Annotated in this window: 23 protein-coding genes and 1 tRNA gene; 9 read left to right on the forward strand and 15 right to left on the reverse strand. The window is 65.7% G+C overall.

The features are described from left to right. Positions 1 to 187 precede the first annotated feature (187 nt). Positions 188 to 3826 carry a tetratricopeptide repeat protein gene (locus IT430_06275; protein ID MCC6907526.1) on the forward strand — a complete coding sequence of 1213 codons (3639 nt, stop codon included), beginning with the start codon at positions 188 to 190 and terminating at the stop codon, positions 3824 to 3826. Positions 3827 to 3871: 45 nt separating this feature from the next. Continuing rightward, entirely contained in the window at positions 3872 to 4621 is a 750-nt protein-coding gene (locus IT430_06280) for a YebC/PmpR family DNA-binding transcriptional regulator (protein MCC6907527.1), read from the forward strand. On the opposite strand, the gene IT430_06285 is transcribed toward IT430_06280, so the two are convergent. From IT430_06285 to IT430_06295, 3 genes are read right to left on the reverse strand one after another with little or no spacing between them, the layout of a single operon-like run. Further along, a complete protein-coding gene (locus IT430_06285; protein MCC6907528.1) occupies positions 4614 to 5468 on the reverse strand; it encodes a hypothetical protein in 855 nt (284 codons plus the stop codon). The two genes, IT430_06280 and IT430_06285, sit on opposite strands and share 8 nt — an antisense overlap. Before the next feature lie 9 nt (positions 5469 to 5477). Continuing rightward, positions 5478 to 6641 (reverse strand): hypothetical protein, encoded by a 1164-nt coding sequence (locus tag IT430_06290; GenBank protein ID MCC6907529.1) that lies wholly within the window; start codon positions 6639 to 6641, stop codon positions 5478 to 5480. After that, positions 6638 to 7459, reverse strand: a complete 822-nt coding sequence (locus tag IT430_06295; GenBank protein MCC6907530.1) for a hypothetical protein — start codon at positions 7457 to 7459, stop codon at positions 6638 to 6640. The genes IT430_06290 and IT430_06295 overlap by 4 nt, the downstream gene beginning before the upstream one ends. A 344-nt stretch (positions 7460 to 7803) precedes the next feature. Between IT430_06295 and IT430_06300 the strand changes: the two genes are divergently transcribed. Genes IT430_06300 through IT430_06310 form a run of 3 tightly spaced genes read left to right on the forward strand, consistent with a single transcriptional unit; the run spans position 7804 to position 10377 of the window. Then, positions 7804 to 8307 carry a thermonuclease family protein gene (locus tag IT430_06300; GenBank protein ID MCC6907531.1) on the forward strand — a complete coding sequence of 168 codons (504 nt, stop codon included), beginning with the start codon at positions 7804 to 7806 and terminating at the stop codon, positions 8305 to 8307. A gap of 52 nt (positions 8308 to 8359) precedes the next feature. Continuing rightward, positions 8360 to 9322, forward strand: a complete 963-nt coding sequence (locus tag IT430_06305; GenBank protein MCC6907532.1) for a deoxyribonuclease IV — start codon at positions 8360 to 8362, stop codon at positions 9320 to 9322. Further along, positions 9319 to 10377 carry a tetratricopeptide repeat protein gene (locus IT430_06310; protein ID MCC6907533.1) on the forward strand — a complete coding sequence of 353 codons (1059 nt, stop codon included), beginning with the start codon at positions 9319 to 9321 and terminating at the stop codon, positions 10375 to 10377. The genes IT430_06305 and IT430_06310 overlap by 4 nt, the downstream gene beginning before the upstream one ends. A gap of 8 nt (positions 10378 to 10385) precedes the next feature. Here IT430_06310 and queF read toward each other — a convergent pair whose 3' ends face one another. The 5 genes from queF to IT430_06335 all read right to left on the reverse strand — a co-directional run bounded on the left by queF (position 10386) and on the right by IT430_06335 (position 14505). After that, on the reverse strand, positions 10386 to 10760 hold the full coding sequence (gene queF, locus IT430_06315) for an NADPH-dependent 7-cyano-7-deazaguanine reductase QueF (protein ID MCC6907534.1): 375 nt from the start codon (positions 10758 to 10760) through the stop codon (positions 10386 to 10388). 135 nt (positions 10761 to 10895) lie between these two features. Continuing rightward, positions 10896 to 11801 carry a hypothetical protein gene (locus IT430_06320; GenBank protein MCC6907535.1) on the reverse strand — a complete coding sequence of 302 codons (906 nt, stop codon included), beginning with the start codon at positions 11799 to 11801 and terminating at the stop codon, positions 10896 to 10898. After that, the gene (locus IT430_06325) at positions 11798 to 12172 is read right to left on the reverse strand and encodes a zf-TFIIB domain-containing protein (GenBank protein MCC6907536.1); all 375 of its coding nucleotides are present in this window, start codon (positions 12170 to 12172) and stop codon (positions 11798 to 11800) included. The genes IT430_06320 and IT430_06325 overlap by 4 nt, the downstream gene beginning before the upstream one ends. Before the next feature lie 39 nt (positions 12173 to 12211). After that, positions 12212 to 13828, reverse strand: a complete 1617-nt coding sequence (locus tag IT430_06330; GenBank protein ID MCC6907537.1) for a hypothetical protein — start codon at positions 13826 to 13828, stop codon at positions 12212 to 12214. Between the two features lie 56 nt (positions 13829 to 13884). Then, positions 13885 to 14505 (reverse strand): hypothetical protein, encoded by a 621-nt coding sequence (locus IT430_06335; protein MCC6907538.1) that lies wholly within the window; start codon positions 14503 to 14505, stop codon positions 13885 to 13887. A gap of 228 nt (positions 14506 to 14733) precedes the next feature. Here IT430_06335 and IT430_06340 point away from each other — a divergent pair. After that, a tRNA-Ser gene (locus IT430_06340) sits at positions 14734 to 14824 on the forward strand. 165 nt (positions 14825 to 14989) lie between these two features. On the opposite strand, the gene IT430_06345 is transcribed toward IT430_06340, so the two are convergent. The 5 genes from IT430_06345 to IT430_06365 form a co-directional block, all read right to left on the reverse strand. Continuing rightward, complete coding sequence (locus IT430_06345) at positions 14990 to 15397, reverse strand: hypothetical protein (GenBank protein ID MCC6907539.1); 408 nt, start codon at positions 15395 to 15397, stop codon at positions 14990 to 14992. Continuing rightward, positions 15394 to 16020 carry a hypothetical protein gene (locus IT430_06350; protein ID MCC6907540.1) on the reverse strand — a complete coding sequence of 209 codons (627 nt, stop codon included), beginning with the start codon at positions 16018 to 16020 and terminating at the stop codon, positions 15394 to 15396. The genes IT430_06345 and IT430_06350 overlap by 4 nt, the downstream gene beginning before the upstream one ends. A gap of 26 nt (positions 16021 to 16046) precedes the next feature. After that, complete coding sequence (locus tag IT430_06355; protein MCC6907541.1) at positions 16047 to 16355, reverse strand: hypothetical protein; 309 nt, start codon at positions 16353 to 16355, stop codon at positions 16047 to 16049. Positions 16356 to 16666: 311 nt separating this feature from the next. Next, positions 16667 to 18148, reverse strand: a complete 1482-nt coding sequence (locus IT430_06360; protein ID MCC6907542.1) for a HAMP domain-containing histidine kinase — start codon at positions 18146 to 18148, stop codon at positions 16667 to 16669. A 21-nt stretch (positions 18149 to 18169) separates the two neighbouring features. Further along, positions 18170 to 18865 (reverse strand): response regulator transcription factor, encoded by a 696-nt coding sequence (locus tag IT430_06365; protein ID MCC6907543.1) that lies wholly within the window; start codon positions 18863 to 18865, stop codon positions 18170 to 18172. A gap of 430 nt (positions 18866 to 19295) precedes the next feature. Between IT430_06365 and IT430_06370 the strand changes: the two genes are divergently transcribed. The 3 genes from IT430_06370 to IT430_06380 all read left to right on the forward strand — a co-directional run bounded on the left by IT430_06370 (position 19296) and on the right by IT430_06380 (position 19958). Further along, positions 19296 to 19496 carry a CsbD family protein gene (locus IT430_06370; GenBank protein MCC6907544.1) on the forward strand — a complete coding sequence of 67 codons (201 nt, stop codon included), beginning with the start codon at positions 19296 to 19298 and terminating at the stop codon, positions 19494 to 19496. An 86-nt stretch (positions 19497 to 19582) separates the two neighbouring features. Beyond that, the gene (locus IT430_06375; protein ID MCC6907545.1) at positions 19583 to 19738 is read left to right on the forward strand and encodes a DUF3309 domain-containing protein; all 156 of its coding nucleotides are present in this window, start codon (positions 19583 to 19585) and stop codon (positions 19736 to 19738) included. 61 nt (positions 19739 to 19799) lie between these two features. After that, positions 19800 to 19958, forward strand: coding sequence for a YqaE/Pmp3 family membrane protein (locus tag IT430_06380; protein MCC6907546.1), 159 nt, complete (start codon positions 19800 to 19802; stop codon positions 19956 to 19958). Between the two features lie 163 nt (positions 19959 to 20121). On the opposite strand, the gene IT430_06385 is transcribed toward IT430_06380, so the two are convergent. Both IT430_06385 and IT430_06390 read right to left on the reverse strand, forming a co-directional pair. Next, the gene (locus IT430_06385) at positions 20122 to 21018 is read right to left on the reverse strand and encodes an SDR family oxidoreductase (protein ID MCC6907547.1); all 897 of its coding nucleotides are present in this window, start codon (positions 21016 to 21018) and stop codon (positions 20122 to 20124) included. A 112-nt stretch (positions 21019 to 21130) separates the two neighbouring features. Next, positions 21131 to 21352 carry a hypothetical protein gene (locus IT430_06390; protein MCC6907548.1) on the reverse strand — a complete coding sequence of 74 codons (222 nt, stop codon included), beginning with the start codon at positions 21350 to 21352 and terminating at the stop codon, positions 21131 to 21133. Positions 21353 to 21360: the final 8 nt, after the last annotated feature.

Consider the following 21360-nt stretch of genomic DNA (forward strand, 5'->3'; position numbering starts at 1 on the left):
GCCGACGGTTGTTTTATATCGCACCGTGGCCGAATCACCTGCAGGTGAGCCGGAAGGCTCAGTTGGACGATTGAAAACGGGGGGGCACGCGGTGCGGGGGTGCGGACCGTACTATTGACTGCGGCTGATGCCGCCTGCCAGCACAGGATTCTGCGATTGCCTTGCCGAACAGGGAGATTGTCCTCCGATGATTCTTCAGAGACCCGGCCGATTCGGTCTGCTCGTCTGCACCTGCTGCGCCGCACTGGCCGTGTGCGGCTGTTCGAATTCGCGCAGCGGCGCCGAAGACGGCAGCCAGGCCCGGACGCCAACTGCGGCCCACTCGAACCCGCCAGCCAACGGCGGCGCGCGGTCCAAGGCGGCTGTGACCCTTCCCGTTCCGCCCGGCATCGACGCCCAGCGGCTGATGCCGCGCGAGGCGGGCGACGCGAAAGCCTCGCTGGCGCTGGAGGAGGCTTTAGGCCAGTTGGCCTCGGGCGAATTCATGCCCCAGCCGCGCTCGGCAGCGCCGCCTTCTGAGGATGTGCTGCGCGAAACGATGCGGCTGTACCTGGCGGCGCGCGAGATGACGCTCGACGGCCGCTACTTTGACTCGATCCGCTCCCTTGAGCAGGCGCTCAAGCTCGATCCCGGAGCCGTGTCGTGCATGCGCCTCATGGCGGAAAACTACCTTTCGACCATCGGCCCGGCGCGGGCCCTGCGCCTCTATGAGGACATACTGTCTCTCGAACCCGACGACCTCGAAGCGCTGCTGCGGCTGGGCTCGGCGGCGTGGCAGCGGCGCGATGTGAACAAAGCCGCAGGACTGCTGGGCCGCGCTTACGCGCTGCTGAAAGACGAGCAGGCGGCGGCGAGCCACGCGGACATCTGGTTCCTGGTCGCACATGATCTCGGCCAGGTGCTGCTGGCCGAAGGATACGATCGCGCGGGTGTTTCAGTGTGGCGCGCATTGATTCAGCGCCTGCCGCAGTACCCGCCGGAGTCGGCGCATTTCCAGGCGGAGATCGACCGTCTCTATCGCGTGGCGCCGGAGATGTGGCGCGACCTGGGCGACGCGTACTGCCGGCTGCAGCGCTACGACGAGGCGGTCGAAGTGTACAGCCAGGCGCTGGGCGCCGCGCGCGTGAGCGATCAGGACATGCTGCCGCGCCTCATCTGGGCGCTGAGCCAGGCGGGGCGCACGCCTGAAGCGATCGATGCGCTGCTCAAGGCGATCGACGATCCCAAGATGGCCGGGGCGCTCGAACTGGTCGCGCTCTTCCGCGACTCGCCGCAAGCTGAAGCGCTGGCGACGGCGCTGCGCGGGCGGCTGGCCGAGCAGCCGGGCGAACTGCGATACGTGCAGGCGATCGCGGGGCTCCTGCCGCCGGAGCGCAGCGACGAAGTGATTCTCGAATTCCTCGGCGAGCACGGCGGCGACGCGGCGGTGCTGCGCGACCTGCTGCCCTGGGCCGTGCAGCGCCTGGCGCCGTCGCAGCCCGTGCGGCTGATCATCACGCTGGCGCAGGAGAGCGGCGACATCCCCGATTCGCTTCTCGATGAACTCGTCGCGCTCACGGACGATCCGCGCCGCTTTCTGGAGGGCTGGGACCAACTGCCAAAGGCGATGCGCGACTCGCTCGAAGGGCAACTCGTGCGTGTCGGGCTGCTGCTGCGCGATTACCAGTATGACCAGACCCGCACGGCGCTCGATGCGCTATTGGCCAGGCATCCACGATCGACGGCAGGCCTGCTGAGCAAGGCGACCGTGCTGTTGGTGCTCAACCTGAGCGACGAGGCGATTGACGTGCTCAAAGCGACGCCGGGGCAGCAGAGCGATTCGGCCGAACTCGGCTATGACCGCGCCATGTTGCTGGCGCAGGTGGGTGAGGTTGATGCGGGGCTGGCGCTGCTGGACGAGTTGCAGGCGAAGCGCGGCGAGTCGATCGACGAAGCCGAACACCTTCGGCGCAAGGCTCGACTGCTGACCAGCGCGGGCCGAGCGAGGGAGGCGGCCGCGGCACTGCGCGGCGCGCTGGAGGTCGAGCCGGGCGACGCCGCGACGTATGGCGCGCTCATCCGCCTCTACGGCTACGGCGGCCCGCTGCAGGACAGCACGGAGTATGGCAGCGTGGTGCGAGCGCTCTATGCGGCCGCGCCGCAGAGCCGCGAGTTCCGCATGCTGCGCGCCGAACAGGATGCGGGGCGCGGGCGATTCGATGACGCCATCGCCGCTTACCAGGCGCTACTGGCCGAGGACATCACAGATTCGGTCGCGCTGGAAGGGCTGGTGAAGATCTGGCTCGCGGCCGGCCGCGCTTCGGAAGCGTCGCCGTGGATCGCCACGCAGCGCATCAACCGGCCCGGCGACCGACGGCTTCGAGACGCATGGCTGCGGACGCTCATCGCCGACCAGCGCGGGGGCGAAGCAGTGGAGGTGCTTCGCGCTGCCGTGGCGAAGCGGCCGCAGGATTTCGCGTCTTACATCCAACTCGAATCAGCTCTCAAGAGTGTCGGCCGCGAGGACGAGGCGCGGCAGGTGATCGCCCAGCGCTGGAGCCACCAGCCCGAGTCGGTCACGCGCAGCCTGGCGCTGGCTCAGCTCGACATCGAGCAGGACCTTGGCGAGAGCGCGCTGGCGAACCTGCGCCACGCGCTCGAACTGGCCTCCGAGCACCTCGACCGGCACGTGGAGAACATCACCGCACTTGCCTCGCGCCTCGCCAGCGAGGCGCTGCGCGCGCAGGCGCTGGAACTGGTCGAATCCATCGGCCGGCAGGCGATCGCCAAACAGGTTTCGGCGCCGCCCGCGGTGTTCATCGCCTCGGCGACGGCGATGGTGGAACTGGACCGGCCGCTGCAGGGCATCATTGCTTTCATCGAGGCGGTGAGTCAGATCGATCCGAAGATCGAGTTCGACCTGACTGCGGTGTGCGCCGTGAGCCTTGGACAGCACGATCGTCTCGATGATGGCTGCGCGCTGAGCGATCGGTGGCTGGGTGAACAAGGTCCGATCCGCAGGCGCGAAGCCGGCCTGGCGCAGTGGCGGCTGGTGCAGTGCGCCATCCGCGACGAGCCGCAGCGGGCGATCAATCTGGTGCGGAGGGCGCACGAGCCCGACGGCGACGGGTCAAGGGCATACGAATCGATGCAGATCCTCGACTCGCGGTCGACGGCGGGCGAGAGGGACGGCCAGTCCCCGGCGCAGCTGCTGGCGCAGTCACTGTATCTCCTTGCGGGGGCGTTCTCGTCGGAAGGGCACGACGCCTCGCAGGAGATGCTGCTCGAGGAAGCGCTGGCGGTCGATCCCGATCACGCCATGGCCAACAACGACCTGGGCTACTCGCTGGCGGACCGCAACGTGCGGCTCGAAGAAGCCGAGCAGATGCTCGTCAAGGCGACCAAGGCGGAAGGAAACAACTCGGCCGTGCTCGATTCGCTCGGCTGGGTGCGTTACAAGCTCGGCAAACTCGAGAATCCCGATGATGAGTCGCGTGAGATCTTCGAAAATGCCGCCATTCCGTTGCTCGAAGAGGCGGTGCGGCTGCGGCTCGAAGACCGGAGCGAGATCGACACGACCGTGATCCTCGACCATCTCGGCGACGCCTACTGGCGCGCCGGGCAAGAGCAGCGCGCGATGGAAATCTGGCAGAGATCGGTGCGGACCTACGACGAGATCATGCAGTTGAACGCGGCGACCGTGCAGCAAGACGACGCCAACGCGACGATCGAGTTCTACCGCAAGTACTTCGGCGAGACAATTGAGATGACGCGCACAAAGATCGAGGCGGCCAAAGCAGGGAAAAAGCCCCCGGTTGCGGCCTCGCCGGGACTGGACAAGAATTGACGCTGTCGATCAGGTTCGGGCAATCAGTCAGGGAGCACTCGCGTCATGGCCGGGCATAGCAAATGGGCCAACATCAAGCATCGCAAGGCGAGGCAGGACAAGGCGCGGGGCAAGATGTGGTCCAAGTGCAGCCGCGCCATCATCGTGGCGGCGCGCCAGGGCGGCGGCGATCCGGACATGAACCTCACGCTCCGCTACGCCATTGACGACGCCAAAGCCGTCAACATGCCCAAGGACACAATCGAAAAGGCGATCAAAAAGGGCGCGGGCGGGGCCGACGACGGCGTGCAGTACACCCCCATGCGCTTCGAAGGCTACGGCCCGGGCGGGGCGGCGATCATCATCGACTGCCTGACCGACAACGTGAACCGCACGGCGCCGGAAGTCCGCATGATCTTTGACAAATTCCACGGCAAACTGGGCGTGAGCGGCTCGGTCGCGTTCGGCTTCACGCAGCGCGGCTATCTCACCGTCGCCGCCGCGGGCGTGGCCGAGGAGACGATCTTCGAGAAGGCGATCGAAGCGGGCGCGGAAGACGTGCAGGCCGTTGACGAGTTGTGGGAAGTCTTCACCGCGCCCAACGATCTGCACGCGGTCAAGGAAGCGATCGAGGCGGCGGGCATGACGGTCGAGACGTCGGAAGTGACCATGCTGCCCAACACCACCGTGCAGTGCGCCGGCGAGAACGCCGAGCGGGTGATGCGGATCATCGAAGCGTTTGAAGATCTCGACGACGTGCAGAAGGTCTACACGAACGCCCAAATCGCCGATGAGGATCTCGCGCGCCTCAGTTGACCACCAGCGTCGTGGTCCAGCGCAGCGGGCCGATGTTCCGGTACGAACTAGGCTCCAGATCGACGCGGTAGATGACTTCGATCTCGCAGCGCGGCGACGAATCGGGCGGCGCGTGCAGGCCCAACACGTGAAACTCGACGCGCGTCGCGTACCAGCCGATGTCAGACTGCGAATCGGCGGCCTCCTCCAGCGTGAACTCCTGGGACTCGCCGTTCACGCGGATTTCGGTAATCTCCAGCCGGTTCACTCGGTACGGTACGTTGTCGATGCGCTGCCATTCGCGGCCGAACACAGCGGTGATGGAGATCGACGACGGCGACTGGCGCGTGTCGGCGTTGGCGAGGAACATCGGCGGCGGCACGAGATTGAGCCAGCGGGCCAGCTGTTCATCGCTCAGGCGCGCCTGCTCCATCTGGATGGTGAACCAGCGCTCGCTTTGGCGCGAATTGTCAAAGAGACGGCGATGCGTTTCATCGAGCCACCAGTCGGCATCGAGCAGCGCATCGGTGATGCCTGACGCCGTGTCCATCGGCAGCGTGTGCTGCGCGGCGCGGTCGGCGAGCGTGCGCAGGGCGATGCGGCCGTACCACGGGCTGGCCACATCCAGGGTAAGCAGGGCCGCGGGCATCTGGCGGGGAAAGCCGTCGGCCCGCGTCATGCCAAGGTGGATACCAGCGGCGCACGCGCTGCAGGCGATGGTCATGATGGCCGGGCGGCGGATCGAGCCGGTGATCCACCCTGAAGCGCGGCCGCGCGCTCGCTGCGCGAGATGCACGCCGACAGCGACCAGCAGCCACAGCGCGCTGAGCGCTGCGGCGGACGCGAGGATAAAGACCAGCAGCCACATCGGATGAGATTAGGCCGCCCCGCGCGGCTCGGCGTGCGCGGCCGGCTCAAGCGCTCCAGCAGGCGCCGCGGCCACGGGGGCTCGCGCGAGCATGGCGAGCACGAGCGCGACCGATGGCACGAGCGCGAGCCACTCCAGGCCGCCAACCAGAAAGCTCAGCGCCGCAAAGGGAGTGAGGACCGCCACGGCCAGTGCGAGGACGGCCTGGTGCGCCGCCGGCTGCCCGAGGCGGCGACGAACCATGACCAGCGCGACATATGCCGGGAAGATCAGGCCCGTGAAGAGGAACCACCAGCGGTAATCGACGATCGGCAGCATCGCCAGCAGCCATGAAATGCCGAGCACGGGCCCGGTCCACCGCCCCACTGCTTCGCCGGCGGACGTCGCCGCGCGAGCGTCGAGTTCCTTGAAATGCACCGTCATGGTGAACCACGACTGCACGAGGATGTGCACGATTACCGGCCAGCGGAAACCCGCAAGGCTGTAGTAGAAGGTGAACAGCAGCATCATGCTGAACACGACGCCGAAGAGCGCAAAGGTGGTCTTGCCGGGGCCGCGCCCTCCAACAGCCTTGAATGCACGGTGAAAGGTGAGATCGAGATAGGGGCACAGGAGAAAGCCGATGACGAGCGCCGGCGCCAGAAACACGACGCCCGATTCGGGTCGCGCGGCCCAGACGGGTTCTCGCAGGCCATAGGCGGCTCCCGCGCTGGTCATGAAGTACATCAGCGCCCACGACAGCACGTACACCCCCGCGGCGAGGCGCACGAGCGAGCGATCCGACAGCCGGCGCGTCAGCCACGCGGCTGCGACAACCGGCAGGGGCACAAGAGACGTCAGCAGCGCCGAAGCGTGCGGAAACTCGTAGCCCCACACCGCGGCGAGGAAGTAGACGTGAAACGCGATAGTGATGAGCGAGAACCAGAGCATCGCGCCGCGGTTGCCGGCGATCATCGCCCTGCTCCGCGCAGCCGTGCCGACGCCCAAACCGAAGAGCACCACGCCGGCGACATTGGGAATGGCGAACGCCACGACGCCCGGCCAGCGGTAATGATCGAGAAGCACCACCGGCAGGTACATGCCGATGCACCACGTCCACGAGCAGGCGAGGTAGACGGCCCAGCCGAGCAGGCGCAGGAAGTACTGCGGTTCGGCTTCGGGGATGGCGGTCATCTGGACTTGCGGCGCCGGCGGCGCCGGCTCAGGCCGCGATTGCCTTCCGGGCCCTTGGGCGCGCAGTGGAAGGTCACCTCGCAGCGGCCGACGCGCGGGTGCTTCTTCCTGCCGCTGACCTGCTGGAGAATTTCGAGCGTGAGATCGATGTTGAACTCGACGCCGGCGTTGAGCAGGGCCTTGACGTCATGGCGCGGATCGACCTTGTAAATGGCCGGTCCAAGGCAGGGGCGCAGAAAGCGGTAACTGATGTTTTTGCAGACCACGGTCCATTTGCCGCCGAGTTCGCCGAAGAGATACATGCCCGCGGCGATTTCGGAATTGGCCACCAGCGCCGCCCCCGCCATGGCGTCGTAGAAGTTGCGGTTGAAGCGGCGGAACGGCAGCACGTAGGTAAACGTGTGCGGGTCCAGCTTCTTCATCGTCAGGCCGCTGTGAAACGCGATGGGCAGGTAGAGCCGCGAGGTGATCTTGCGGATGAACTTGTACCTGTGCGCGAGCCGTTCGACCCACGCTTCGAACCGGGGCCAGCCGCGCAGTTCGGAGTCGCGCTTGCGAGCGACTTCGATATCGGCCGAACCCTCGCGCGGGGCGCCTTTGTCATCGGGCTGACCGCCGATCGCCACCACCTGCGGCGCCACTTCGATGTCGCTCAGTTCCGATTCGCACAGCTCGTACGATCCGAGTTCGTCGGCGCCGGATTCAACGCAGAATTCCGGATCGGGCGCCTCATCAATGGGCGTCGATTCGGCGGTTGCGGCCCCGCCGCGTGGCTGGGTCTCGTCGGCGAGTCGGGTTTCAATATCGGGCCGGTTCACGCAGGTCGCATCCACCGCCAGCAGCTGTCAAAGATCGGCGTCACAGTGGTCGGGCGAGCGCCGTGGGGCGCTGCTCGTGCGGCGTCGCAATCCCACCGGCCGCACGGCGGGCCGGAGGACGCACTGGATTGTGCACCGCTCAATGGCAAAGGTTATTCGACTCGGACCCGGGCGGCCACAGCGCGGCGTGCAGAGAACACGTCCGGCCGACGCGGCCGGCCGACCCGGGCTGGAAAGGCCGATTCGTGCCGGCAGGCAGAGCAAATCCTCGACAGTCATCGACTGACCCCCGCTCGCGGCGGTCGAGGCGGCTGCGCTGGATCAGCCGCGCCCGAACGCTCGCCGTGCTCGCAGCGCTGGTCGCCCTGAGCGCCGCCGACCGGGCGGGCTGGCTGCTGGCCGACCGGCCCGATGGCGAGTTGTACCACCTCATCTCCGCCCGCGTGCTCCGCGTCATCGACGGCGACACGATCGAAGTAGAGATCGCCGATCACATCTACCAAACGGCGACGACGCGCGTCCGGCTGATCGGAGTGGACTGCCCCGAGACGGCGCATCCCTCGTTCTCCAACCAACCGGCTCAGCCGCTGGCGGAGGAAGCCGCGGCGCTGACGCGCGAACTGGTGGACGGCCGGGTCGTCCGACTCCGCCTCGAGCCGCAGGGCACGCGCGATCTCTACGGCCGGTTGCTGGCCCACGTCGATCTCCCGGACGGCGCCAGCCTGGCCGAACGGCTGCTCGCGGAGGGTCTGGCGCGGCGCGAAGACCGATGGAACCACTCGATGCTCATGCGCTACCGCCAACTCGAACTCGCCGCGAGGCGGGCACGGCGCGGCGTGTGGCAGTGATCGCCTGCCCACGCGCCATGCGGCCGATACCATGCCCGCTATGAAAGTGGACATGCTTGGAAGCCATCTCTCCGTCGCCGGCGGCTACGTGAACGCTCTCCTCGAAGCCGAACGCCTTGAGATGCAGACGGTGCAGATCTTCACCAAGAACCAGCGTCAGTGGAAGGCTAAACCGATCGAACCCGCCGCCGTGCGCGACTGGCTCACGGAGCTGCACCGGCTCAAGTGGACGCAAACGGTGAGCCACGCGAGTTATCTCATCAATCTTGCCACGCCCGCCGACGAACACTTCCGCCAGTCCGTGGATTCGATGTCGGATGAAATGGAGCGCGCCGAGGCGCTGGAGGTGGCGTACGTGGTGGTGCACCCCGGCTCATCGCTGCAGTCGTCGCTCGATGACGGCCTGGCGCGGGTCGTCCGGGCGCTCGATGAGGTCACGCGGCGAACTCTGGGCTTCAAGTCGATCATCTGCCTCGAAACCACCGTCGGCGGCGGCAACCAGATCGGCGGCAAGTTCGAGCACCTCGCCGCGATCCGCCAGGCCGTCGCTCAGCCCGAGCGCATCGGCACGTGCTTTGACACCTGCCACGTGACGGCGGCGGGCTACGACATGTCCACGGCCAAAGCGGTGAAGGACGTGTTCAGCGAGTACGATCGCATCGTCGGGCTCGAGCACCTGCAGTGCTTTCACCTCAACGACTCGAAGTTCGGCTGCGGCAGCCACCGCGACCGGCACGAGCACATCGGCCTGGGCGACGTGGGAGAGGCGTGTTTTGAGCACATCATGCGGTCGCGGGCCTTCGCCAAGCGGCCGAAGATCCTCGAAACCGAGAAGGCACTGACGGCCGACGGCACGCCGTGGGATACCATAAACCTCAGACGATTGAGGGCTCTTGCCGAAAAGGGAACGAGCGCTGCCCGCCGGCCGCGGCGGGGCGCCGCCCGGCCGAGTTCGAGTCCGGCACGATCAACACGCACGCCGTCGCAGCCTCGGCGATCACGGAAAGCCACATGATGCCCCACGCCAACGCCCTTCGCCGCCTATCAAACCGCTGGACGTGGCCCGGCCGTGCTGCCGCCTGCCTGAGCCTGTGCGGGGCAGCCTGTCTGCTCATGTCGTGCGAACTGTTCGTGCAGCGTCCGCCATCGGCCGTTCCCAAGGGGCCCGTCACGCCCGTGGACATGGCTGCAGCGGACGACTACGTCGCCGAGGCGGAGGCGGCTCTGAACACCGGCGACAAGGACGCGGCCCTGGCGGCCTTTGCTGCGGCGATTGAAGAAAACCCGCGCATCGTCCGTGCCCACATGGGCATGGCGGAGATCTACAAGGAGCGCCAACAGTGGCCCGAGGCGGAGGTCGCTTCGCGCAAGTGGGTGGAACTCGAGCCGCGCAGTTATGATGCCCGTTACCTGCACGGATTTGTGCTGCACCAGTTGAACCGGCTGCTCGAAGCCATCCGCGAGTACCGCCAGGCGCTGATCATCGAACCCAACAGCCACGAGGCGAATCTGAATATCGCCACGGCCTACCTGCAGTTGAGTCAGGCCGTGGAGGCCCTGCCGTTCGCCGAGCGGGCGGTGCAGGTGCAGCCCAACCACGGCCCGAGCCGGGCGAATCTCGGCGTCATCTACGCTGCCGTTGGCAATCACGCCAAGGCGGTCGAGAACTACCAGGCGGCGCTGGAACTGATGGAGCCCTCGCCCGAACTTATGCTCAACATGGTTGAGAGCCTGCGCAAACTGCAGCGCTATCCCGAAATGGTTAACACGCTCGAAGCGCTGATCCGCATGCAGCCTTCGGCCGACGCGTACGAGCGGCTCGGCTATGCGACGTTCAAGATGCGCGAATACGAGCGGAGCGAATCGTCGTACCGCTCAGCGCTGCAACTCGATAAGAATTACTACCCGGCGATGAACGGGCTGGCGGTGAACCTGCTCAACGATTACATCCGCTCGAACCGCACGGACAACGAAGCGCGACAGGAAGCGCTCGACCTGCTCCGCCGCAGCCTGCAACTCAACCAGGACCAGCCCAAGATCGTAGAGCTGCTCAGTCGCTACGGCCGGTGATGCCCTGCTCAGACAGAGCGCCAGTGCAGCGGCACGCCGCCGTGCTCGGCGCGAATGCGCGAGCGGATGCCGCCGCGCCCCTTCCAGTCGGTGATGACCTGCAGCCACGTCGGCTTCATCAGTTCGGCGAGATCATCGCGGATGCGGTTCGTCACCGCCTCGTAGTAGATGCCTTCATTGCGAAAGGACTGGTAGTAGAGCTTGAGGCTCTTGAGTTCGACGCACACGCCGCGCGGCGCCGGCTCGTAGCGCAGCGTAATCATGCCGAAATCCGGATGCCCCGTCTTCGGGCACACGCTCGTGAACTCCTCGCTCACGTGCTCAATGACAAACGGCGACTCCGTCGGCGCGGGAAAAGTCTCAAGAAGCGAGCGATCTGGCATGGGGGATGGTACCGATCCGCCTTCGCTCCGCCAGTCGGCCTTGGCCACGGTTGTCGGCCGGGCGCCGCGCTGGGGAATCGGCCTGAACGCTCGCCCGTCACCACCCCACCGTCGTTGACCCATGCGCGCGACCGGTCACTCTCCCGCGTGTGGTTCGTCGCCGAGCACGCCAAGGCGCTTGTGCACGTAGCGGTACATCAACGCGGCCCATCTGGAGTAGAGCGCGAACGCCGGGTCGTCGCGGTTGAGCGTCATCTGCGGAATGCGGATGCGCTTTATTTCGATGGGCGCCTTCCAGAGCGTGAAGTAGGGATCGACCGTCACGCCGGGCGCCAGATGAATGAGCAGTTCGCACAGCCTCTCGGCGTTGACCATGTCTGACAATCCGCGCTGATCGCCGAGCACCTGGAAGCCGAACTTATCGGCGTCGATCTGCAGGACGCGGCCGTCGCGCAGGTGCAGGTCGATCTTGTGGGTGACCCGCGTCTCCGTCTCCGCCGCCTGCGATAACGCTTCCTGACTGCGCATCCACGAGTAAATGCCTGCGGCCAAGCCATACGAGCCGAGCACCCCGTAGAGTCCGACGGTGGGCGTGCCGAAAAACGACGGCTGAGGCTCGGCATCGCGCACTTTGACTTCGCTCGTGCGGCCGCGGATGATGACTTCGATCTCGGCGGGCTCGATCGACGTGGACTCGTGGCGCCACAACTCAAGCAGCAACCGGCCATCGCTCACGCGCATGTCGCGGATCTTGATCGTCGGCCCGAGCCACTCGATCTCGGCCAGTGTCGGCGCGAAGGCGATGCCGCCGGTTTTTTCGATAGCCCGGGCAGCGCGCTGGGCCAGGTGATCTTCGAACATCGCCACGATCATCGGCGGGCGCGTTCCCAGGCGCACCTTCGTCGTCGCGAACTCCAGGCCGGTCGCGTCGGCGACAAGGCGGGCGTTGTCATCGCGGCTGGCGCCGTCGGGCCAGGCAATGACAGACAGCAGCGCGCCGCCGCCCGAGCCGCGACTGGATGGACCGCCGCCCGCGCTCACGGCCGGGCTTTAGCGCGCCAGCGGCGAATGAGATCGCCGGGCGTGTGCTTCTTGAAATCGCGGAACTCGCCGGCGTCGAAGTAGGCGCCGCCGCACGTGCTGCACTGCTCGTACCAGATGTGCGGCTGGTCGTGATCGACCATGCGGATCATGTGTGCCCGGCAGCGCGGGCAGGTGATGTCGCCCGTGGCGTTGCCCGCGCGGCCGGCGGCGCGCTCACCGGTATCGATCGTCTCGCTGCCGCGCCGTTGTTTCAATTCCTCGTGCTCGCGCAAGTCAAACCACAGGCCGCCGCAGGACGTACAGCGATCGACTTCGATGTCTTCGAAGTTGACGGCTTCCATCGCGGCGTTGCATTTCGGACAGTTCATGACAGCCTCCACTGGGGCTGGTTCGCGCACTGTAGCCGGTCAGCCCTTATCCGGCTCGGGGATGATCTCGCTGCGGCCGGCGTAGAACGGCCGCGCCGTGTCGCCGTTCTCGCGCACCTTGCCGAGCACGCTGGGCAGTTCGACGCCGGCCTGTCTGGCGAGTTCGTGCATCGCCGGCAGCGAACCGATGAGACTCGACAGGAAATCGGCCGTCGAGCCGTTCTGGCCGTGGCCGTTGCGGCCGCTGTCCCAGACGGTGATCTTGTCGATCTTGAGATTCTGAATGGCCTTGACCTGCTCGGCGACGATGGCGGGCAACTGCTCGATCATGAGCAATGTCGGCGCGACCTGCGGGTTCTCGGCGCACGCGGCGACGAGTTTGCGATAACCCTCGGCCTTTGCTTCGAGCACCTTCTGAATGCCCTCGGCCTCGGCCATATACTTGGCAAGGATCGCGTCCGCGTTGCCGCGCGCCTCGCGGCGCAACTTTTCGGCTTCGGCCTCGGCGGCGATCTCAATGCGCTTCTTTTCGATCTCCTGAGGCGCGAGTTCGACCTTAGCCAGGCGCGCCAGTTCCTGCTCGCGCTCGGCGATGAGCACCGCTTCGAGCGCCTTGGCCGCCGCGACTTCGGCGCGCCGCTTGGCTTCGGCCCGAATCTCGGCGAGCCGCGCGTTCGATTCGGCGATCTTTGCGTTTGCCGTATTCTCGCCGTCAACTGCCAGCGACTCGGCGTCGGCGACGCGGATGCGCTGCTCCTGCTCGGCCGTCTTGGTGGCGGCCACCGTTTCCGCCATGCGCTGGGCCGTGGCGATCTCCTGGTCGCGCTTCGACTCCACTTCGCCCGTCACCGACGCGGCTTCGAGTTTGGCCAGCGTCACGCGCTGACGCCGCTCGGCTTCCTTCTTGCCTTCCGCGGCCGAGGCGCTTTCGCGGGCCACGTTGACCATCTTCTCGCGCACCGCGATGGCTTCGCCCGTGGCGCCTTCGCGCTCCTGCTGCGCGACTTCGACCTTGGCGCGGTTCACGGCTTCGGCGGCGGCTCGCTTGCCGATGGCCTCGATGTAACCGCTCTCGTCGGTGATGTCGCGGATATTCACGTTGATCAGTTCGAGGCCGATCTTGTTGATCTCCTGCTCAACGTTTTCGTTGATCAGGGCCATGAACTTCTCGCGGTCCTTGTTGATCTCTTCGATCGACAGCGTCGCGATGACGAGGCGCAACTGGCCGAGGATGATGTCCTGGGCCTGCTCCCGGATCTTGCGATCATCGAGCATGAGCAGACGCTCGGCGGCATTGTTCATCAGGACCGGATCAGTCGAGATGCCGACCGTAAACGTCGCGGGGACGTTCACGCGGATGTTGTTGTACGACAGCGCGCCTTCTAACGGGATTTCGATGACCAGCGGCTCAAGGGAGAGATACGCGTAGTCCTGGGCAAGCGGCCAGACAAACGTGCCGCCACCGTGCAGACACTTGGCGGCCCGGCTGCCTCCGACCTTGCCGTAGACGACGAGAATGCGGTTGCTCGGACAGCGGCGGTACCTCGACGCGACAAACCACACCATGCCCAGAAAGACCACCGTTGCGGCGGCAGGAAAGCCGATGAGGAAGATCGGGTTGACCTGAGCAAGCGTCTCAAGTACGTCGTGTGCCATGTCGGCCCCCTTCTGATGACGAGCGCGTTGCCGTCAGTTTCCACTCCCGCGATGGATCATGAATCGTCGCGTGCGATTGTCACGGTGTTGTCACGGTTGACCATCACCACTTTGACGCGCGTATTGCGCGGCAGTTCTTCGCCGCTGCTGACGGCGTTGAAGATGCGGGCGCGGTTGTTGACGACCAGGCGGACCTTGCCCTTGCCTTCGTTGCGCGCCGGCACGCCGACGTAGACGGAACCGGTGCAGCCGACCGCGTCTTGAATGGCGATGTTGCCGCTCGCGTGCAGCAGGCCGATGGACTTGAAGATCATGGCGAGGATCCAGACGATGAGCGCGCCGCCGGCGACGGCCGCGAGCAGGCTCATCTCGACGTCCCAGCCCAGGCCGCGATACGCGCCCAGGCCGCCCCAGCCAAAGCCCATGATGAAGCCGGCGATGGACTGGATGGAGAGGACTTTGAAAGAATCGGTCGAGTCATCGTGGTGGTGGCTGGCGCCGTCGCCGGCATCGGCCCCGGCGCCGATGTCGTGCCCGCCCATGTCGTGCCCGCCGGCGTCGCCGTCGATGCCGGCCCCGGCGATCATCATGATGAAGCGGAGCAGAAAGAAGAACGACCCGGCGATCGCGGGGATCGCAAAGAGCGGACCGTACTCGGTGGTCATCTGTTCAAACACCACGCACCTCCTTCGCAGGCCGCCGCCGGCCCACCGGTGGACACTGCATTATGACCTGTTAATGGGAGGCGGACCTGTCCCCATGCCGGAGAATCGGGACGAGTGAGGGGCGGGGACAGAACGCGGCGCAAGCCGGGGCAGAGGTTCTGCGCCGCCGCGGATTGGGGCACCCCGGTCAATTGACCCGCCCGGTCTGCGAGACGATAATCTCCGACGAAGTCTGTTGCCGGAGAGGTGGCCGAGCGGCTGAAGGCAACGGTTTGCTAAACCGTCGTACGGGTTATTACCTGTACCGCGGGTTCGAATCCCGCCCTCTCCGCTTTTTTTCTGCGCCGGGTTTCCCGGGCGTGCTCGCACCGGCGGGAGACCGCGAGTGTGCGGACGCGCTCGATCGCCCTTCGAGGCCGAAGGCGCGGCACTCAAGAGAACCTGGACTTGCCCGCGTGTGCGCCGATGCCTGCCCTCGCGAGCATCACGATGTTCGTCAGCCGCGCCACTTCTCGATGACCGTTCCATCGCGCATGCGGACGAACGTCAGCACCTGCGGCAGGGTCGGCTTGTCATCGTCGCCGAGCACATTGACGACGGAGGTGTTGAAGCCCCTCTCGCGGTAGACCCACTTCCAGACCTCGGTGCCGTCTTCGAGTTCGGAGACGACCGTCGGCTCGCCGAGCAGGGCAATGACCCAGTCCTCGGTTGTCTCGCCGACCTTGATCCGCTCAAAGAGCGCATCGCTGATGTACATGCCCTCGAAGACCATCATCGGGCCTTCGACGCGAATGGGTTCGGACAGGTGCATGCGCATGGTGAGGTCGTGCTGGTTCGAGCAGGCACTCAGCGCCAGCAGCGCCAAGGCCGAAGCGCCGGCGATGGATCGGCGGCCGCGCGTCATATCGCGCGCTCGCGGGCGCGCGGGGTTGCCTGGCGCGGCCGCTCGGTGCGACCGTTGCCGCGGTGCTCATCGGTGCGCTGCTCGTCCGCGTGCTTGAGCGAACTGGCCACGGCGCCGGCGCTGACAATCGCCGCCGCAGTCCGCAGCACCGAAATGGTTCGGCGGATGCCCACGAGGCTGGCGGCGGCGAACAGGCCGCTGGCGATGAGTTTGGGATGCGAGGTGATGATCGAGACCGCCTGCTCACCGAGGCCGGGCTTGCCCTTGTCGGCGCCGGGCTTGGATTCCTCCGGCGTAATCGCTTCGCGGAAGCGCCAGCGCGCCTCGGCAGCCCGTTTTTCAGATCGCTCGACGGCACGCCGGGCTCTCGCGTACACCACGGCACCGACCGTCGCTGCGGCCAACACCACGACGCCCGAGACGAACATCAGCGCCCAGGTCATGCCCATCGCCGGCGCCAGAGCCCAGACAATGCTGAGCAGAAATGCGCAGACCGCCGCGCCCGCCACGCAACCGGCCATGACGAGCGCGGCGATGAGCAGTCCGGTCTGGACTGCCCTGCTGCGGATGAATGCGAACTGGGCTTCCAAGGCGACCCAGCCGCTTTCGCTGATTTGGCGCAAGCGCTCCATCATCTCAGGTGCCTTCACTATCTGTGGGGCAGGAGGCGTGAAATCACCGCGCCCACTCCGAGTGCGATCAGGATTGACGTCGTCGGGTTCTCCGAAACGTACTCGCAGAACCGCTCGTACGAATCGCGCCCGGTTTCGCTGACCTTGTGACCCGCCTCGATGGCGCGGTCCCTGCCGGCCCGGGCATATTCGCGACCGGCCTCGGCAACGTCCGAGACAGTCCGCGAGGCGTCATCCTTGAGCCGGGTCAGGTCGTTCTTGATGTCACGAGCGGCGGACTGACCTTGCTCACGGGTCTGATCGAGTCTGGTGGATGAAGATGTCATCGTTCATGCTCCTCTGTAGCTGAGGTTGAAGTTGGTCAAAAAGGGGGCGGGCCGACGGCTGGGTCAATGCGAACAAGTCGCCTCTATTGAGTCTGACATGGTCGATGCGGCTTCATCCCCCTGTTCATCTCGCGGCGCGGCTCACACCTTGCCGGGCCCGCTGAATGTTTGATCGTCGCCGACAACGTGCGGCGGCTTTTTCTCTGACTGCACTTCACTTTACCGATCCATGATGAATCGCGGCTGAGATCGGTGTTAAATTCCACTTAGGCGGCGGCGGGCGCGATCGCGCCTGAAGAACGACGGCAGGATCAGCCTGAGCCGGGCCGTGTCTCGCCTGCGGCTTCGTCGTCCTTCGCCTCCTCCTCCGCGGCTCGCGGCAGGTCCACCACAAAAACGCAGCCGTGCGGGCGGCAGTTGTGCACCTCGATCCCGCCGCCGTGCATCCGGGCCACACTCATGGCGATCGCCAGCCCGAGGCCCATGCCGCCCGCGGAGCCGTCATTGCCGGGCACCTGCACAAACCGGTCGAAGATGCGATGGCGGAACTCCTCGGGCACACCGGGGCCGGCGTCCTGCACGCTGATCCGGGTCCGCCCGTTCGCGTGGCTCGTGGCAATGCGCACCGATTCGCCCGCGGGCGAGTGCCGCACGGCGTTGCGCAGGAGATTGACGAGCATGGTGCGCAGCAGATCAGGATCGCCGCGCACGACAGCGTCTTCACCGCGGGATTCGTTGGCTTCGAGGCGCGTGAGCAGCCGCACGTGCTGCCGCGCGGCCTCGATGTCGCACTCTGACACGGCCTCCACGACGAGGTCGTTGAGGGCGACGTCGGTCATGCGCGCCAGCGCCTCTCCCTGATCGGCGCGTGCCAGCGTGAGAAAGCCCTCGACCATTCCGCCAAGGCGCTGCATTTCGTCGATCATGCTCTCGCGGTAGTCGTTGATCTCCTCGCGCGAGGCTGTCCGCGGCTTCCAGACCTGCGACTCGGCCAGCATGACGGAGATGGGCGTCTTGAGATCGTGCGCCACGTTGCTGATGAATCGCTCCTGCGCGCGGTAGCCCTCCTCGATGCGCGACAGCGCTTCGTTGAGTTCGGTTTGCAGGCGCTCGACTTCAGGATCGGGGGATTCCACGGCGATGCGGTCCTGCACGTGGTCGGGATCCAGCCGCTTGGCCGCTTCGCCGATCTGCCTGAGCGGCGTGACCGCCCGGCCGGCGATCACCCAGGACGCGACGGCAGCGGCGAGTAGCGCGCCCAGCGCGCCCACGAGCAGCACATCGTACAGAAACGCGCTCTCGGCCGCGCCCAAGTCCGTTAGATTGGCGAGATCGAGGTAGCGCACCTCGCCAGCCGGCGTGCGGTAGCGGTAGGTGATCATGACCGTTTCGAGCGGTCGGCCGAGCAGGCGGCTGGCGCGCTCCCCGCTGAGGCGGTGAAACGCGATGCGCCGGGTATTCGCCGGCGCATCGAGGGCGGGCAGGACTTCGGTGTCCACTCGCCAGCGCGAGGCGATGACCCCGCCCGAACCATCGCGCACGGCGAGAATGGCGAAGGTGCGATCCACGGGTTGAAACGGCACCAGCCCGACGGCGCCGAGGCGCGCATCCGCGTCGCGCAAGTCGCCGGCAACGCCTTCCGCAAGCCCCTCGAGATGGGTTTCAATCGCTTCGCGGCCGGTGCGGCGGTGCATCTGCCACACGGCGGCGAGCAGAGCCAGAAACACCACGGCGAAGATCACGAGGAACCACAGTGTGAGTTTCAGTCGAAGTGTGGCTTTGTAGGCGGACATGGCGGCGGCCGCACGGGGCTGCTACTTTCCCGCGACGGGTTCATCATCCATGATCCCGAACCGGTACCCTGCTCCGATCACCGTGTGAATCAGCGGGCGGTCGAAATCACGGTCCATCTTGCGCCGCAAAGCGGAGATGAACACGTCAATCACGTTGCTGGACGGCTCGTAATTCATGTCCCAGACCTTTTCTGAGATCGACTGGCGCGTCAGCACGCGATCAGGATTGCGCATGAGGTACTCAAGCAGCGCGAACTCCTTGGCTGAGAGTTTGATCTTTTCCCCGGCACGCGTGGCGGAGCGCTGGTCGAGATCGAGTTCGATGTCATGGAATTTGAGGATGCGCGACTCGGAGGCCTGACCGCGGCGGAGCAGGGCGCGAATCCGCGCGATCAGTTCATCAAACTCGAACGGCTTGGCGAGGTAGTCGTCGGCGCCGGCGTCGAGCCCCGACACTTTCTGGTTGGTGCCCGAAAGTGCGGTGAGAAGGAGGATCGGCGTCGCGATATGCCGCTTGCGCAGGTTGCGGCAGACGTCGATGCCATCGCGGTCGGGCAGCATGCGGTCGAGGACGATGACGTCGTACTCGTTGGCCACGGCTTCGTCTTCACCCTCGTAGCCGCGGTGACGCACCTCGACCACGTAGTTGTGCTCGACGAGCCCTTTACGAATGGCCTCCGCCATCTTCGGGTTGTCTTCGATGACCAGGACCCGCATCGCGGCGCTCACTCCATTCTCAGTGCCCGCTGGCGGGCTGGGTTGTCGGAGCCGGACACTCGCAGCACGATCTGCGAGTGAACGGAATTTCACTGGCTTTTCAGTAGTGGCTCATTTCGTCCCTGTAGAACTCTACTGTCGACCGAACGCATGGTCCTGAAGGTCATGTGGGCGGTTCTGAGAAACACGGGTGGAGGAACGAAGACTGGACGTATGCGGAAATCCTAGCCATCGCTTGTGCGATCCGGTTAAGTGATTTCCCGATGGCGTCGGGGACAACAATCTTCGCCTTGCGCACGCGCCGGCCCCTCGACGGCGCCGTTTGCCGGCGAAGCCAATGCAGTCTCCGGACCGAAGGGTTCGGGACTGCCCTTTCAAGGTGTGGCGGCATCGCGCCGCCCGGATCAATGGTCTTCCAAGGGAGCTCATCATGAACTGGCAACAGGTCGAAGGCAAATGGCAGCAGTATCGCGGCAAGGTCAAGGAGCGCTGGGGACGCCTGACCAATGATGATCTCGACGTCATCGACGGCCGCCGCGACCAGCTTGAAGGCCGCCTGCGCGAGCGGTACGGCAAGACCGAAGAGCAACTTCAAAAGGAAGTTGACGAGTTCTGCGACCGGCTGGACTGACCGCCGCTCAATGATCTGGAACGGGGGCGGCCGGCCGCGGCCGCCGGAGCAGATCCGGCGCGCTGCCACGCGAAAGGAAAGTCACGATGCTTGGCTGGGTTATTCTCATCGTTCTCGTTCTGCTGCTGCTGGGTTCGTTGCCGGTGTACCCCTACAGCCGGCGCTGGGGGTACTACCCCACCGGCGCCATCACCATTCTGGTGATCGTGCTGCTGGTGTTGATCCTGGCGGACTACATCTGATGGCGGACGACATCATCTGAACCACTCCGGGTCGCGCCCCGCGCGGCTGCAAGGGAGCCGCATGGACATCCTGCGAATCATCATCGCGATCCTGATCCCGCCGCTGGGAGTATTCCTGCAGGTGGGGCTGGGCATGCACTTCTGGCTCAACATTCTGCTCACGATTCTCGGCTACATCTCGGGCATGGTGCACGCGGTTTGGATCATCGCCACGCGATAAGCGCACGCCCGCGCGATTCAACAACGGCGGTGCTGAATGGAATCGGAAGCGGCGATGATCGGCCAGCAGCGCCCCGACGCGCGCATCGGCTTCTCTCTGCACACTGCTCCGGCTAAGCAGCGGCCTGACATGGTGCGCGGCAGACTGCCCAGGCGGCGCGGGATCAGATCGGCCCGCCTGTGATGGGCAGAACGATGCCGTTGACGTAACTCGAGTCCGCGTTCGACGCGAGGTAGACGTAGGCCGGGGCGATCTCCTCGGGCTGGGCGGGCCGGTTCATCTTCGACGACCCGGTTTCCTTGCCGAAGTTCGATACATCCTCGGCTGACAGGCCGGTGTCCGCGGGATTCAGCGGCGTCCAGACCGGGCCGGGCGCGACGCAGTTGACGCGTATCTGCTTGTCGATAAGTTCCTCGGCGAGCGACTTGGTAATGGCGTGGATCGCACCTTTCGAAGCGCCGTAATCGCTCAGCCGCGCCGAGCCGCTCAGGCCGACGATCGAGCCGGTCGCAATGATGGACGAACCCGGCTTGAGATGCGGCACGGCGATGCGCGCCAAGCGCAGATACGCGTACACGTTGACTTTGAGCGTGCGGTCCAGGTCCTTCTCGCTCAGTTCGGTGATGGCCTTGCGGTTCTGCCACGCGGCATTGTGCACGAGGATGTCGAGCCGGCCAAAGCGGGCCAGCGTGGCTTCGACGACCTGCTCGCAAAACGCCTCGGCGGCGAGATTGCCGATGCAGATTTCGCAGTGGCGGCCGAGGCTCTCAATCGCCTCTTGCACTTCGGCGGCGTCCTCTTTTTCATCGGGTGTGGCGGTGATAGTGACATCGGCGCCTTCGCGCGCGAAAAGATACGCGACCGCGCGGCCGATGCCGGAATCACCGCCGGTGACGATCGCCACCTGCCCGCGCAGTTTGTCCGCAGCACGGTATCTCTCGGCGCGCCAGCGCGGCGCTGGATCGAGGCGCGACTCCACGCCCGGCGGTGACTGGTGCTGGGCGGGGAACGGCGGTGTGGGTTCGGACATCGGGCGCGCGGTGTCGGGAGTTTTGATCATGAGTGGAGATTCCTCTGGCCACCTGACAGTGCGGGCGGCCGGCTGGCACCTTCATCGTCAGAGGAAAGCAGAGACCGGCGCAAGGCCGGTCCCTGCCTGGTGCGGGGCTGGCTTACCGGTTCCGCTCGCCGGTCTTCTGACGATTCGTCTGGCGCGAAGTGGTTTCCTCTGCGCGCTCGCTGTCCTTGTTTTCCGGCTGCTGCTCCGGATGCTCACGATCGCGATCGCGATCGCGATCGCGATTCTCATCCTGCTGGCGATCACGGCGAGTCTTATCTTCACGAGTCATGGCAAGTCCTCCTGTTAAAGGAAACTGAAACAACATTTGATTCATAGAGCATG

This window comes from Phycisphaerales bacterium (assembly GCA_020852515.1).
Taxonomy (GTDB): Bacteria; Planctomycetota; Phycisphaerae; order Phycisphaerales; family UBA5793; genus UBA5793.

Bases quoted from the DNA above. Each gene is read 5' to 3' on its own strand.
- IT430_06290 (MCC6907529.1), bottom strand. From the start codon at position 6,641: ATGACCGCCATCCCCGAAGCCGAACCGCAGTACTTCCTGCGCCTGCTC.
- IT430_06345 (MCC6907539.1), bottom strand. From the start codon at position 15,397: ATGACGCGCGGCCGCCGATCCATCGCCGGCGCTTCGGCCTTGGCGCTG.
- IT430_06310 (MCC6907533.1), top strand. From the start codon at position 9,319: ATGATGCCCCACGCCAACGCCCTTCGCCGCCTATCAAACCGCTGGACG.
- IT430_06305 (MCC6907532.1), top strand. From the start codon at position 8,360: ATGCTTGGAAGCCATCTCTCCGTCGCCGGCGGCTACGTGAACGCTCTC.
- IT430_06380 (MCC6907546.1), top strand. From the start codon at position 19,800: ATGGACATCCTGCGAATCATCATCGCGATCCTGATCCCGCCGCTGGGA.
- IT430_06325 (MCC6907536.1), bottom strand. From the start codon at position 12,172: ATGAACTGTCCGAAATGCAACGCCGCGATGGAAGCCGTCAACTTCGAA.
- IT430_06360 (MCC6907542.1), bottom strand. From the start codon at position 18,148: ATGTCCGCCTACAAAGCCACACTTCGACTGAAACTCACACTGTGGTTC.
- IT430_06365 (MCC6907543.1), bottom strand. From the start codon at position 18,865: ATGCGGGTCCTGGTCATCGAAGACAACCCGAAGATGGCGGAGGCCATT.
- IT430_06330 (MCC6907537.1), bottom strand. From the start codon at position 13,828: ATGGCACACGACGTACTTGAGACGCTTGCTCAGGTCAACCCGATCTTC.
- IT430_06385 (MCC6907547.1), bottom strand. From the start codon at position 21,018: ATGATCAAAACTCCCGACACCGCGCGCCCGATGTCCGAACCCACACCG.
- IT430_06280 (MCC6907527.1), top strand. From the start codon at position 3,872: ATGGCCGGGCATAGCAAATGGGCCAACATCAAGCATCGCAAGGCGAGG.
- IT430_06285 (MCC6907528.1), bottom strand. From the start codon at position 5,468: ATGTGGCTGCTGGTCTTTATCCTCGCGTCCGCCGCAGCGCTCAGCGCG.
- IT430_06370 (MCC6907544.1), top strand. From the start codon at position 19,296: ATGAACTGGCAACAGGTCGAAGGCAAATGGCAGCAGTATCGCGGCAAG.
- queF (MCC6907534.1), bottom strand. From the start codon at position 10,760: ATGCCAGATCGCTCGCTTCTTGAGACTTTTCCCGCGCCGACGGAGTCG.
- IT430_06375 (MCC6907545.1), top strand. From the start codon at position 19,583: ATGCTTGGCTGGGTTATTCTCATCGTTCTCGTTCTGCTGCTGCTGGGT.
- IT430_06390 (MCC6907548.1), bottom strand. From the start codon at position 21,352: ATGAATCAAATGTTGTTTCAGTTTCCTTTAACAGGAGGACTTGCCATG.
- IT430_06355 (MCC6907541.1), bottom strand. From the start codon at position 16,355: ATGACATCTTCATCCACCAGACTCGATCAGACCCGTGAGCAAGGTCAG.
- IT430_06275 (MCC6907526.1), top strand. From the start codon at position 188: ATGATTCTTCAGAGACCCGGCCGATTCGGTCTGCTCGTCTGCACCTGC.